The following is a 13,502-nucleotide window of genomic DNA, read 5'->3' on the forward strand; positions in this document are numbered from 1 at the left end:
GATGGCACTTACTATCAAATTCTGGCCTACGGGTCTTTTTTGTTATCAAAGAGATGATTTATGAAATTCAGTAAGCAAGTTAAAAACACTGCCCAATTTTACTTACTTTGCGTTGTGGTTATCTTTGCCGTTTTAGCAAAACACACTTCAAAAGCGCACGCGGGCAATTTTGAAGAGAATGTTCATTATGTCACTCTCGACAAACAAACGACCAGTGAGCCACAAGTTAAGGTGTTCTACACTCCGTTTTGTCGCCCATGTGCCATTGTTCATACCCCGCTACGCACTATGGCAGAGCGCGCTGGTATTGCCTTTGTCGATGTACCGGTCGATTTTGGTCCATTAGGTAAAGATATTCAGGCAAGTATCGCAACGGCAAATCACCAAAACATTGGTGATAACTACGTCAGCGAGTTGATTTCTAGCATTCATATGCGTCCAAGCACTGCGCCAAGAAGCCGCGAAGACTTAGCAAACCTTATTGAGCGCTGCGGCGGTGACGCGACAGATTTCCGCAGTGGTTGTGAAGATGTCCGTGAAGATATCGAAAATTTCGATCAGCTGACCAAGCAATACTACATCAACGCAACCCCAACGATTGTCGTTAACGGCAATAAGCGCATAAACCTAGGTTCACTAAAGAGCCTATCAGAACTAGAACAGCTACTTATTGAGCTAAGCGGCGTTCAATCTTAATCAAATCAGAATCTATGGAGTAGCCAAACAACTAGGCTGCTCCTATCCAATACTAATCGGAGAAAAGCAAATGAAACAGGCAAGAGGTTTTACTCTTATTGAACTCGTTGTCGTTGTGGCCGTATTAGGGATTTTAGCGGCAGCAGCCCTGCCGAAATATATGGAAGTGACCAAAGAAGCACGTGTATCAACACTCAAAGCCACGCAAGGTGCAGTGATAGGTGCTGACTCCATGGTCTATGGTAAAGCGTTGATCAGTGGCCTACATAAAGAAAGAGATGAAAACATCGTTGTAGGTGTAAGCCCAGAAGGTGATGACATTGAAGTCGCTGCTCACTATGGCCACATCCAAAATGATAAATCTAACTTCAAAGACGTTTTGACTCTATCAGATGTCTTTATCGTCAATGTACCTGTAACCAATACACTGGATGACCAAGCGCCTACATTAACTACAGCAATCATGTTTAAAGAACATAAAAGCGAAACAAACCCACTTCTACAAGACAAATGCCATATCAAAATGGTGCAAAGTCCCAAGAATGGCGAATACACATTTAAGTTAGAAGATAGCGGTTGTTAACCCTCAGCAATGCTTGTCTTTTGTTATCCATTATCACAATCGAGGAAACCATGTTTACAGTTATCGGCACCAACGTTCAGAACTTCTCTACTTACCAGCTTAATCAAAACCTGTTTGCACACCTAGCAACTCAAAACCGCTGGATAAGCCTTTAATCCCCTATTTGGCGGCATCGCGCCGCCTTTTTTTATTGAATAAAAACACAATGATAAAACGTATAGCAACCGCTGCCCTATTAGTAGCATCAATGCAAGCCCAAGCAGTCACTGTGCTTGCAACAATAAAACCCATCGAGATGATCGCTCATGAGATCATCGTTGAAGGCGATACCACCAGCACGCTATTAAATGCGAATGCTTCACCTCACGATTATGCACTTAAACCTTCTGATCTTATCCGCCTTAAACAGAGTGATTTAGTCGTTTGGTTCGGACAAGATTTAGAAAGCTTTCTTGTTAAGCCAATGGCAGAAATTGACCATGCTTTAACGCTACAAGAACAAGAGTCGATTGAGCTAAGAAAGTTCGGCAAGAAATGTGGCTGTGGTCACCACCATAGCACTTATGATCCGCACATTTGGCTTGGTCCATGCCAGTCGATTGAAGTGGCTCGCTTAATTACGCAACGCCTGATTGCAATTAATCCTGAACAAACCGCCTCCTACCAGCAGAATTTTGATAAGTTCCAATACAACCTAAAAGTCACTGCTGCGGCAATTAATTTTGAGTTGAAGCCATTCAAAAATGACGGCTACTACGTATTCCACGACGCGTATGGCTACTTTGAAGATTACTTCAAAACGAAGAAGCTTGGCCATTTTACTGTTGATCCAGAGCGTAAGCCTGGCGCGAAAAAACTTAACAAGATTCGTAACACCATCAACGAAAAGAATGTTCAATGTGTCTTCACTGAGCCTCAGTTCACCCCTGCGGTTATTGAGTCCACGGTTCGCGGTACAAACGCGAAGATTGGCTCTCTTGATCCATTAGGCACTGACATTGATGTCGAGAAAGGTAGCTACTTTACATTCTTGAAGTCGATCTCGAACAGTCTAACCAGCTGTTTAAAGCAACGTTAAATTGGTATAAGGCTGCGTTTGCAGCCTTTATCTTTTTCACATTCAATAAGAAATCATGAAAAAAGCCACTTTAATCCTGCTGTTTTGCTGTGCTCAAGCATTCGCTCACCCTCATTCTTGGATTGAGATGAACACCTATATCCAAGGTAATGAACAAGAGATTACCAGCCTTTATATGGTGTGGGAGTTCGACGCAATGACCACCGCCTATATGTTAGATGGAGAAGATAGGTCAGATCCTACTATGCTCAAACGCTTAGCGAATTCGATTGCTGAAAACATGTTGGGTCACCATTACTTCACCTACTTCTATCAAGACGAAAAACCGATCAAATATCGCAAGGCTATTGACCCAGATCTCACGTTAAAACGCGGAAAGGCCACACTACGTTTTGATCTTCCTCTGGCAAAGCCCGTTCCACTTAACAGCGATAACCTCAAGCTGCTCATTTTCGACCCTACATACTACGTAGATATGAGCTGGAATAGCGCAACTGCGATCCATTTAAGTGACATTATGGCGTGCAATATCAGACTTGAAAAGCCAAATCCTACACCCGAGCAGATGGCCTACGCAATGGCACTCCCCATAGATGCTGACCCAGATGAGGCACTCGGCCAGCTTTTCACTGAAACCGTTTATATAGACTGTCATTACAATGAATAAAAAAAAGATTCTTTTCGCTAGTTTACTCGTCGTACTGGCCTATACCGTTATTAGCTACTGGCCAGTGCTTATGGTCAAAGCGATTCATGTCCAACGTCTTCTTAACCATGAACTAGCTGAACTTATCTACGACATAGAAGAAAACAAGCAAGGTGCTTTGCTATGGTTTATCGGCGTCAGCTTCTGCTACGGCCTGCTACATTCGCTTGGAGCAGGTCACGGCAAAGTGCTTGTTAGCTCCTATTTGATCACCAATCGCGGCACCGTATCCAAGGCGATCTTCATTACCATTACAACAGCAATGCTACAAGCATGCGTAGCGATAGTTATCGTCGAATTCATGTTAGCCATGTTCTCGGCCACCATGCGAGAAGTGCATAACGCCATTGCGTCGGCTATCCGTATCAGCTATTTCTGCGTTATCTGCCTTGGTGTGGTTCTTATGATAAAAGCTGTTTCAAAAACACCACTGCTGATAAATAGACATGGACTTTACGGCATAATTGCTGCTGTCGGGCTTAGACCTTGTACCGGCGCAGTTATGATTCTACTGTTTTCGAATATGGTGGGGTTACGCGAAGTCGGTATTATTAGTGCGATTATGATGGCTCTTGGCACCGCAATTACCACCAGTGCTATAGCCTGTTTAGCGGTAAAAGGGAAAGACTCAATCGCTGAACTTATCCCTTCAAAACACTCCTTTAAAGCGATTCAGTTTGTAGGTGGCGCATTTGTTGCCTTGTTTGGCTATTTACTGCTCACTACCGAGCAATACGCTACCTTTATTCAGATATAGGCAGCGAGGTAAAAGGCAGGTGTGCTACCACCTGCCTTTTGGACGCTTGAAGTGCGGCTTAAACAAACATTAAACCACTATCAGACCGAATGGCTCTAACAATTGAGCCTGTTGCCAATCGCAGATTTTTACCCCAGTCATAGCAACTCTGCGTAAGTTGAGCCCCTCTAGATCCACATGGGTTAAGTCACACTGTTCCATATTGAACGTCCCCCATTGCTCTGAACTAAACTCGCTACTCGATAAATCTGATCCTAGCAAACTAGCGCCAAATAGGTTGGCACCATTCCAACGATTCTCAAACAGTTCACATTTCTCTAGCAACGCCCTTTCGAAATTGGCGTAAATCAGATTACACCCCGTAATGAAAGCAGAACAGAAATAGGCTTTATGGCTAATATGGTTCGCAAAGTTAGCACGTTGAAAATTAGCGCCTTTCAGATCGCATTTGCGTAGCTCTATTCCAAAACAGTCTGCTCCATTGAACTGGCACATGGCGAGCATGCAGTTGGAAAAACTCGCATCTTTTAGGTTGGCATGTTGAAAACTGCATGCTTCTAGGGCTTGGGGTTCAATGAAACGGCAGTCGACAAACTTAGCTTCTCTTAAATCAGCTCGGTCAAAAGTACATTTAATAAACTGACATCGCTCAAAAAGGCTATTTTGTAAGTCTTGGTGGCTAAAGTCTTCAAATTCAAAAATCGCGTCGCTTGTAATCATAGTGTCTCCTTGTTGAACGCAAGACTAACATTCTAAGTTACTGTTTTTCCACAAAAACAAACCCTTTCAAATCATCAGCTTACAACCCCTTCAAATCGCTAATTTAAGGCATCAAATTGAGCCTCTAGCCCCCCTATTTCAATTTAACCAGATGTGCTTATGCAAAAAATAATTTCGTTCAACTCAGCACTACAGACAAAGCTTGGGGAATCAAAGGGAATTTCAACTTTCAATAGCCAAGTATTCTGTAATAAGATCGCTGCAAATAGTTAGTGGATAAATACTTTGTTAGAAGAAATATACATTGCTGGCGGCTGCTTATGGGGCGTTCAAGAGTTTATGAAACACTTACCTGGTGTAGTGGGTACCGAAGCAGGTCGAGCCAACGGAACCACTGATACCACTTCGAGTGAGTATGACGGCTATGCTGAGTGCGTTCGCACCCAATTTGATCCCGATAAAGTTTCTGTCGAACAGCTAATGGATTATCTTTTCGAAATTATTGACCCTTACAGTGTCAATCAGCAAGGGGAAGACGTGGGTGAAAAATATCGTACAGGTATATACAGCCAGAACAAGGCTCATCTAATTGACGCCAAACAGTATATTGCCAATCGCCCCGACAGCGAAAACATTGCAGTGGAAGTCAAACCGCTGACCAATTACGTCAAAAGCGATGAAGAACACCAAGATAGATTAACGCACTATCCGGATGATTACTGTCATATTCCAATCGAACTTCTTAAGAAATATAGAAAGCGCTAGATTTCGCTAGCGCTTCCATTTCAGAGTACTCCTCGAAGCTAACCTTGTTCAGCTTTGTTAGTACTCCACTGTATTATCTGGCCTGAAACCGACAACGGGGTTAGATCTCTATCGGGCTTTGCATAACCGAGTCGATAGAGTCTTTGCGTAACATGGTAACTATCTAAACCGCTAATCGCCACAATATCCATCAACTCTGCGTCTACGTAGCCGTCTGGCAGAATCGCTGTTTGGGGGATTCTACATTGTTCTATTTCCCCAACCACTAACACCGTATTATTTGCTTTTATCACGTGATGCTCTGTCAACTTAAGTCCAATTTTCAAACTGCTTTCAAATACATAAGGGGCTCTAAATCCATCTTCAAAAAATGGTGTCAGCCCAACAGCTTCGAATTCTGATTCTAGCTTGCCGTAGCGAGCAGAGGTTTGATGAGCAATGGCTGCAATATCAGCGTCTACTGAGTTTATTGTAAAAGCTTTGGTGGCTAAGATGTTTTCCAACGTATGTCTCTCAACCGAATTAGGTCGACTAATAAACCCCATCAAAGGTGGGTTGGAGCCAATGTGAAATACGGAGCTAACAATTGCCAAGTTTTTGTTTCCCATATCATCAATAGTGCCAATCAGGTTTGCACTTTTGAATCCAGTTAAACTGTTGACTAACTTCGCTCGGTATCTATCTTCCATTAAGGAAAACTGCTTGCGACTAATATGTAGCTCTTCTGTCATATGTATCACAGTACCTTCGTTCGGTCTTACAAAAGAATAAGACAAAGCGTTGATTGCTTTGCCTTTTGCGTTTAGGTGTTCAGCGTTACTTGGGCAAAATCACATGGTCAATGACATGAATCACCCCATTACTCGCTTCCACGTCGGTCACAACAACATTGGCATTATCAACCATCACCTTGTTGTTCATAGTTTTGATCGTAATATCTTGCCCTTGCACCGTCGTTGCCTTGTCGATATTAACAACATCAGCAGCCATAACTTTTCCTGGAACCACATGATAGGTAAGTACCGCGACGAGTTTGTCTTTATTCTCCGGTTTTAGCAGTGACTCAACTGTCCCTTCGGGAAGTTTGGCAAACGCCTCGTCCGTTGGAGCAAACACAGTGAAAGGCCCTTTGCCTTTGAGGACTGAGACAAGGTCTGCGGCCTTAACAGCAGCCACCAATGTGTTAAATGAACCGTTTTCAACCGCTACATCAACGATATCGGCTTTCTTCATACCGTGTTCATGCGCCTGAGCAGGGAGCACAAATGCAAACAGAGCGATAAGAGCGGTCGAAATAATTAGCGAATATTTGAACATAGTTTCTTCCTTAATGATTGGGAGGGTGATCCTCACTGAGCAACAGTCCTGCTCTGGAAACCTGTTACGCAGCACTAAGAAAAATCGATCATTTAAGCAATGTGCTCTTGCCTAATAACTTCCAACTTACTCTGTTTAATCGTCTAAAAATCAGTTACTTTGGCGACTAGGATTTAAACGGTTCAGGGCAGGACATGTTTCAACAAGTCGTAGGGATACTTTTTCCAGTATTTGCATTGGTAGCAGTGGGTTACGCGGTTGGACGTTGGTTAAAGCCCGACTTCAAGCCGATCAACCGCATTAACATGGACGCATTTACCCCTGCCCTAGTCTTTTCTTCACTGGTTGCAATGCCGCTGGATACACAGCAAGTGCCTTTGCTAACTGCATCTCTCGTCGCGGTATTGCTCCCGGGGGTGGTGATGATTCCAGTGTGCAAATTGTCTAAACTTAAATATAAAGCTTGGGCTCCACCGCATATGTTTCGCAATAGCGGTAACTTGGCGATTCCACTTTTTACTTACACCTTTGGCGACACTGCTCTCGCTTCCGCTGTATTACTGTTTGTGGTTTCAGCCTGTATCCACATTAGCCTTGGCTTGGCTTTACTCAGTGAAGGGAATCCGTTCAAACAGATCATCAAGATGCCGATCTTTCTTGCAGCAAGCGCAGCGCTGATCCTCAACTTAGCTGGCATTGGAGTTTGGTCTCCACTGTATGAAGCAACTTCATTACTCGGTCAAGCTGCTGTTCCAGTTATGCTGCTCTCCTTAGGGGCTCAAATGTGCAATATGAGACTCAGTGGTCTGAAAGTTGGTATTCTATGCACACTGCAATCATTGTTTACTGGCGCGATTGCTTTCGCGGTTATTTACTTCTTTATTCCACTACCAACGATGCAGTTACAAATGATGGTACTTTTCACCATGCTGCCACCTGCCGTAATGAACTACTTGTTCGCTGAGCGCTTTCATATAGAGCCCACCAAGGTGGCTTCAATGGTTTTATTTGGCAATTTCTTTAGTATTTTAACTCTGCCCTTGTTACTCGGGTTCGCTCTCTCCTTGTGACCACTCTTCAGGGTTGGTCAGCAAGGTTTTGCCTTTAAATGTTTCAGCACGAATGTCTTGAGGATTGTAGATAGCGCAAGATTCCATAGAAAGGCAGCCACAACCGATACAGCCACCGAGATCGTCTTGAAGTGCTTTTAACTGCAAAATTCTGTGTTCAAGCATCTCTTTCCACCCCGAAGCCATGCGATCCCATTGCTCCCTATTTGGCGCTTGATGCTTAGGCAACTGGTCAAGAGATTGGACAATCTCCTCTAGCGTTAAACCAACTTCCTGCGCAGCTTTAATCACCGCAATTCTTCTCAGAACACTCCGATGATAACGCCGTTGATTGCCTTGATTTCGCCAACTGTGGATCAAACCTTTTTGCTCATAGAAGTGAAGTGCCGAGACTTTAACTCCGGCACGCTTTGCTACTTCCCCTACGCTCATTTCCATATAAGCCTCCAAATTAATTGAATAAAGTTCTTTACCTCAAGTTAGCTTGAGGTTTTAGAGTAACCCAAGTTGGTGAATATACATAAGGAAAATTCAATGAACCTGATCGCAAAAAGCAGAACCTTGCCTTATCTTTCCGGCCGCTTTTTTGATGGCATTTCGTCAGGCTTGTTTATGATGGCTCTGCCTTGGATCATGCTTGAGTCGGACAACATGGGCACCTTCGTCGCCCTTATCGCACTCGCCTGCACCGCAACCTCGTTTGTCTTAACCCCTTTTTTCTCTACTTTGATCGACAGACATTCGCGCAAATCACTCTTGGTATTGGTCCAATTAATTCAGTCAACCACGGCTATAACTGTTTTCGTTGCATACTGGTTGCATGAAGGGTCACATTGGTTACTTGCCGCTGCACAACTTGTCTTCTGGGTAACGAGCAATTTAGCTTGGACAACCAATAATGCGTTTACTCAAGAAAACTACGATCTGCACGAATACGCCTCTATATCAGGCAAGCAAGAGATCGTGATGCAAGGCACGACGCTCGGTGCAGGCGCATTGGGAGTCATATTACTTCAAGAGTGGGGAATGTTGGAGTTTGCTGCTTTTGCTGCCAGCGCCTCCGGCATCGCCGCGCTTAGCTATATGGTGACACCCTACCGAAGAAAGTTACGCAGTACTCGCAACGTGCCCTTTATTGAACAGATGAAAGAGAGCAAAAGCATTTTCGCAAGAGAACCTCACTTTTACGCCTTCATTCTGCTTTCTTGCCTTTCGTATCCGATACTGACTTTTTTAGGCAAGTTAGTTCCGATTTGGTTTGCGGAGAACGGTGTTTCAGGTGATTGGTATGCAGGATACAACATCACCTTTGGCTTAGGCTCACTGCTAACAGGTGTGCTACTGAGCAAATTGCTGTCATTGACCTCACATCAAACAACCATGCAGTATTCCATGGCCGTGGTCGCATTCACTCTAGTTGGAATGAGTTTTTCGCAACATCCAGGTTATATATTACTGTTCACTCTGTTTTTTGGCTTCTTTAACGCATTAAATCGCATTGCACGTACTAATTGGATGCACCATACCGTTGAGGTCAATCAACGTGGGCGAGTGGATGGGGGGCTGGCAATGTTCTCAACCTCAGTTCAAAGCATCAGTTATGTTGCCATCGCGGCTTTGGCTCACAATGACGCAACTCAATATGGCTTTATGCTCGCCGCCACCGTTATGTTTGTCGCAGTCGCTGCGATGATCAGATTAAATCAAAAAAACGCATTAAAGCCGTTGCTGGCATCTTAAACTTTTCCGTGTCGAGTGGTCGTTATACCAATAGGGATAAATAGATGATCAGATAATTGCACAGAAAAAATCGCTTAAAGCAAGGCATAGATTGCAGCTAGCTACTTGTTCTACCTACACCATTCTTTGAAAAGATAGCTATAACGATGCTATCAGCGATTTTAGCCAGCAGGGGTGACCAGATATTTGTTCCGGTTGGTATTAAACAACGACCACTTCAACATCCACAAAGGGGGACTTACTGGCTAGCACTTTGGTCAGTTGACCTTTTTGTTCACGCCAAACAGTATTGTCTTGTTGTTGAAGCTGCTGCAATGAGACACCAATTACGACCAAATAGCTCGATCCGGTTTTACTAATATTGAGTCTTTCTATTTCCTGCTTGGCAAAGTGTTCCGTCACTAAATCAGAGATCTCTTGATGTTGCTGTTCGTTTTGTAATTTACCTCCTGCTAGCTCGACAAAAGCCTCTCGAATTATGCCTATCGGCTGACCTATCATCAGTAGTGCCAAAACTAACACCAATAGTGCATCGCCAATATACAGCAGGAAATCAAGTTGGCTGCCAACTTGCACATAACCAATCACAACCAAAATAGCGCCAGTCGAAGCGGACAGCACCCCATCAATCAAAGAAGATTTTTGATCGACCTTGAGCATGGAGCTGCTATTGGCAATCTTTTTATTCTGGAAATAATAGAATGCGGATAACCCCCAGCAGATCAAGACCATAGCAATCGCATAGTAAACAATCACACCGGTTTTAATTGTCGCTAATTGCGCACCATTCAAGTAACTGACAATTTTAGAGCCGTTACTCACTATCGCAGATATAACAACACCTAATAGCAACAACCCTTTCATCAGGCTGTATAGCGCCTCGGTCACGTATAAACCAAAAGGATAGGTTTCGCTGCGCAGCGATTTTATCTGAGTGATTTTGAGTGCCACGATAGCCGTCAGAAAGAGAATAAAAGACATGTTGCCATCAAGGAGCAAAGCCTCTGAGCCCGACAAGTTGTAGGCAGCCCAACCAGAGAACGCCATCACTAAGTTAGCCGCTATTCCCAGCTTTAGCGCTCGTTTCTCTATTTGAGCAATTTGATCTTTCATTAATACATCCTCTGCAGTATCGGATAGCTTAAACCGTTGGCGTCGAAACGTGACATTGTAATAGCGAGGTAATCACCAAGCAATTTATTCGCGCCATACTCAGATTGCGAAGTCTAGATTATGAATGAAGCGCTCGCTCAGTGGTCGAGATTCAATAACGACATATTTATCAGTGGTGTAATAAATCATTTTTGAAATCAATATAAATTATTGATGAATTTATGCCCAAATCAGAAACGACCCAGTGGAATATGAGAGATAGCAACTTGCAAGGTGTTTAAAAACAGCATATATTTTCTTGTAGTTTCATATTTGAGAAGAATACTTACCCGTTAAGGTTTTCACCAATGCAAGACAATTATCAAGATAGAATCATAGCGCTTTTAAAAGAGCGTGGAGAGAACAACGCGTCATTGGCACAAGGTATTGGCAAAGGTAAAGCAACCATCGGTCGCTACCTTTCAAAATCAAGCAACCGTACTTATCCAAGCTTAGAGGAGCTTTCTGATATTGCTCGCTTTCTTGATGTCGAACCACACTGGCTTTGCTTTGGAATTGGTGACAAGTCAACAGATAAAGAGACCATTAACCTATTGTCTGACTCTGAAGCCGCAACCGTTAACATCTATAAGCGAACTGACGTTCATCAACAACTGACAACCGGCGATGCCATTGCGATAGACACTATGCCTGTGGCCAAAGAATATGCCGATTGCTTTGGTGTGGTTTACCCTGTCGCTGGCGTAATTTCAAGAACTTGGAGTTGCTACGCACTTATTACCAAAGATAAAGAGTGGGCAAACGATGATATTGTTCTCGCTCGTATTGGTAATAACCCGACTCCTGACTTTTTCACATTGGTTAAAATCGCTGACAAAGTTCACGTTTGGTATGGTGAAGATACCGATCGCAACCCGATCAACACCATTGATGAATCTGAAATTGAAGTGATTGGCATTGTTCGCTGGGGCGTTTGGGCTCGTCGCAGCTAATCCATTATCCAGATAGTAGAAGAGGCACCCATCGGTGCCTCTTTTTGTTTTATATTAGTCAAGTTTGAATCGACCCACGATTCCGGTCAATTTCTGGTTCATGTCAGAGATATTCTGAGCTTCCTCAAGAGCTTGTTGACCATTGCTGTCCAACTCACCAACTATGTCATTAATCGCCGACATATTACGGCTCAACTCCTGAGTCACGCTACTTTGCTCTTCCGCCGCTGTCGCAATCTGAGTGCTCAGATCATTGATGTCGGTAACAAACTCTGTCATCACATCTAGGCTTTCTGCTACTTCGCCGGCACCGTCCGCGGTTTGCGCACATTTCTGCTTCGTAGAGTCCATCGAATCCACAACAGATTGGCTACCACGTAGCAAACTTGCAAGCGCTGCCTCGATTTCTTCGGTGCTGGTTTTCGTTCTGCTTGCAAGGTTACGTACCTCATCGGCAACAACTGCAAAACCTCGACCTTGTTCACCTGCACGCGCCGCTTCAATTGCCGCATTTAGGGCTAGTAAATTGGTTTGCTCTGCGATATCACCGATAACGCCCAAAATAGTGTTGATACCATCCGTCTCTGACGCCATGTTATTAACATTATCAGATGCTGTACTGACATCATCGACCAGTTCCTGAACGTTATTTTGCGCCTGTGTCACTGTACTCTTCGATGTTGCACTCGCCTCACTCGCTTTATGTGTCAGCTGAGCGGTATTCGCTGCATCCGTCGCCATAGATTCCGCGGTCGAATTCATCTCTTCTATCGCAGTGACAACCTGCTCTGTTTCTTGAACATGGTTTTGCAGAATCACACTATTACGTTGGCTCTGATCTTTCATTCGATCAACGTTTTCATTCAAGTGATCAGTGACTTCCCTGATCTCAAGCATCATGTTCTGCAAGTTAGCAATAAACGCATTGACTCCTTCAGATATCTGCCCAAGATCATCATTGGTTTTCACCTCAATGCGTTGGGTTAGGTCACCGTTACCTTGACTCAAACCAGCAATGGTTTCTTTCAGTACCAATATTGGTCGGTATAACACATTCATGATTAGTAGTGCCAGAACCACACTGATCACCGTGGCAACTAGCGCAGTGGTGATGGCAGATGTCTTCGCCGAAGCGAGATCAGCAAACACAATGTCCTTTTCTAGACCAACAACAAAATACCAACTCTTACCCGCTATGTTGATTTGATGCGAGAAAAATAACTTCTCTTTATCTCCCATGAGTCCATCAAATACCGACTCACTGACGCCAAGTGATTGCTTTGCAACGTCACTAAGCCAAGGGTATTTATCGGATTTTTCGCCAGCTTTTACCTCTTCGAATGATGATGCAAGAATGGTTTTATCGTGGTTAATAATCATCGCTATCGCGCCAGGTATCTCGTTCGCGTTTTTGACGATTTCGTTGAGAAACCCGAGCTGCATATCGGCAGAAATCATGCCGCTAAATGTCTTACGAACAATGGATACCCAATAGGTGTCGCCATCACTGTCTAGGTATGGTTCAGTCATAGCCGCAGTGGTACTTTGCCGACCGAGCTGATACCAACTTCGTGTTGTAACATCACCATCGTATTTGTGGTTCGGCCAAGTCTTGGCGGTTTGATTCCAATAGGCGTCACCATTGGTAAACCCAACAACCGAACTATTCAGATTCATCCCGCCTGCAATCAGGTGGGTCAATTGAATGAAATCTTGTTCTGTTCCCGTAATAGGCTCACTTTCGAACTGTTTGCCAAGCTTATCTAAACCTGCCACTTTCTCATTGAGTTTACTGGCGATTTGATCTGCCTGACTCTCTACATACTCTTGGTTGCTATTGGTAATAACCTCTACCAACGTTTCTTTCTGGTCAATGTAAGCAACATAGCTAGACACAGAGACCGAAAAAACAACCAGAGCAATAATGGAGATAAGAAGTAGTTTTCTAAACCCTAAATTCCTCAT

At 43.8% G+C, this 13,502-nt stretch carries 15 protein-coding genes; 9 read left to right on the forward strand and 6 right to left on the reverse strand.

Annotated elements, in window-relative coordinates; genetic code table 11:
• Positions 1-60 precede the first annotated feature (60 nt).
• From AC6R16_RS02530 to AC6R16_RS02550, 5 genes are all read left to right on the forward strand, one after another.
• Positions 61-696, forward strand: a complete 636-nt coding sequence (locus tag AC6R16_RS02530) for a thioredoxin domain-containing protein (RefSeq protein ID WP_500673487.1) — start codon at positions 61-63, stop codon at positions 694-696.
• Positions 697-766: 70 nt separating this feature from the next.
• Positions 767-1,279 (forward strand): prepilin-type N-terminal cleavage/methylation domain-containing protein, encoded by a 513-nt coding sequence (locus AC6R16_RS02535; RefSeq protein ID WP_500673488.1) that lies wholly within the window; start codon positions 767-769, stop codon positions 1,277-1,279.
• Positions 1,280-1,484: 205 nt separating this feature from the next.
• A complete protein-coding gene (locus tag AC6R16_RS02540; protein WP_500673489.1) occupies positions 1,485-2,357 on the forward strand; it encodes a zinc ABC transporter substrate-binding protein in 873 nt (290 codons plus the stop codon).
• Positions 2,358-2,412: 55 nt separating this feature from the next.
• Entirely contained in the window at positions 2,413-3,024 is a 612-nt protein-coding gene (locus AC6R16_RS02545; protein WP_500673490.1) for a DUF1007 family protein, read from the forward strand.
• Positions 3,017-3,820 carry a nickel/cobalt transporter gene (locus AC6R16_RS02550; RefSeq protein WP_500641326.1) on the forward strand — a complete coding sequence of 268 codons (804 nt, stop codon included), beginning with the start codon at positions 3,017-3,019 and terminating at the stop codon, positions 3,818-3,820. The genes AC6R16_RS02545 and AC6R16_RS02550 overlap by 8 nt, the downstream gene beginning before the upstream one ends.
• Positions 3,821-3,889: 69 nt before the next feature.
• On the opposite strand, the gene AC6R16_RS02555 is transcribed toward AC6R16_RS02550, so the two are convergent.
• A complete protein-coding gene (locus AC6R16_RS02555; protein ID WP_500673491.1) occupies positions 3,890-4,540 on the reverse strand; it encodes a Qnr family pentapeptide repeat protein in 651 nt (216 codons plus the stop codon).
• Between the two features lie 285 nt (positions 4,541-4,825).
• Here AC6R16_RS02555 and AC6R16_RS02560 point away from each other — a divergent pair, with 285 nt between their 5' ends.
• Entirely contained in the window at positions 4,826-5,305 is a 480-nt protein-coding gene (locus AC6R16_RS02560; protein WP_500673492.1) for a peptide-methionine (S)-S-oxide reductase, read from the forward strand.
• A gap of 38 nt (positions 5,306-5,343) precedes the next feature.
• Here AC6R16_RS02560 and AC6R16_RS02565 read toward each other — a convergent pair whose 3' ends face one another.
• Together AC6R16_RS02565 and AC6R16_RS02570 are read right to left on the reverse strand one after the other, a co-directional pair.
• A complete protein-coding gene (locus AC6R16_RS02565) occupies positions 5,344-6,036 on the reverse strand; it encodes a flavin reductase family protein (protein ID WP_500673593.1) in 693 nt (230 codons plus the stop codon).
• Positions 6,037-6,121: 85 nt separating this feature from the next.
• Entirely contained in the window at positions 6,122-6,622 is a 501-nt protein-coding gene (locus tag AC6R16_RS02570) for a fasciclin domain-containing protein (protein ID WP_500673493.1), read from the reverse strand.
• A gap of 194 nt (positions 6,623-6,816) precedes the next feature.
• On the opposite strand from AC6R16_RS02570, the gene AC6R16_RS02575 reads away from it, so the two are divergent.
• Positions 6,817-7,692 carry an AEC family transporter gene (locus AC6R16_RS02575; RefSeq protein ID WP_500673494.1) on the forward strand — a complete coding sequence of 292 codons (876 nt, stop codon included), beginning with the start codon at positions 6,817-6,819 and terminating at the stop codon, positions 7,690-7,692.
• On the opposite strand, the gene soxR is transcribed toward AC6R16_RS02575, so the two are convergent.
• On the reverse strand, positions 7,666-8,130 hold the full coding sequence (gene soxR, locus AC6R16_RS02580) for a redox-sensitive transcriptional activator SoxR (protein WP_500641331.1): 465 nt from the start codon (positions 8,128-8,130) through the stop codon (positions 7,666-7,668). The two genes, AC6R16_RS02575 and soxR, sit on opposite strands and share 27 nt — an antisense overlap.
• 96 nt (positions 8,131-8,226) lie before the next feature.
• Here soxR and AC6R16_RS02585 point away from each other — a divergent pair, with 96 nt between their 5' ends.
• Positions 8,227-9,432 (forward strand): MFS transporter, encoded by a 1,206-nt coding sequence (locus tag AC6R16_RS02585; RefSeq protein WP_500673495.1) that lies wholly within the window; start codon positions 8,227-8,229, stop codon positions 9,430-9,432.
• A 201-nt stretch (positions 9,433-9,633) separates the two neighbouring features.
• On the opposite strand, the gene AC6R16_RS02590 is transcribed toward AC6R16_RS02585, so the two are convergent.
• On the reverse strand, positions 9,634-10,545 hold the full coding sequence (locus tag AC6R16_RS02590) for a cation efflux transmembrane domain-containing protein (protein ID WP_500673496.1): 912 nt from the start codon (positions 10,543-10,545) through the stop codon (positions 9,634-9,636).
• A gap of 347 nt (positions 10,546-10,892) precedes the next feature.
• Here AC6R16_RS02590 and AC6R16_RS02595 point away from each other — a divergent pair, with 347 nt between their 5' ends.
• Entirely contained in the window at positions 10,893-11,537 is a 645-nt protein-coding gene (locus tag AC6R16_RS02595; protein WP_500641334.1) for a helix-turn-helix domain-containing protein, read from the forward strand.
• Positions 11,538-11,591: 54 nt separating this feature from the next.
• Here AC6R16_RS02595 and AC6R16_RS02600 read toward each other — a convergent pair whose 3' ends face one another.
• Positions 11,592-13,502 (reverse strand): methyl-accepting chemotaxis protein, encoded by a 1,911-nt coding sequence (locus AC6R16_RS02600; RefSeq protein ID WP_500673497.1) that lies wholly within the window; start codon positions 13,500-13,502, stop codon positions 11,592-11,594.

Source organism: Vibrio sp. R10-SG3-ISO10, from assembly GCF_059834185.1.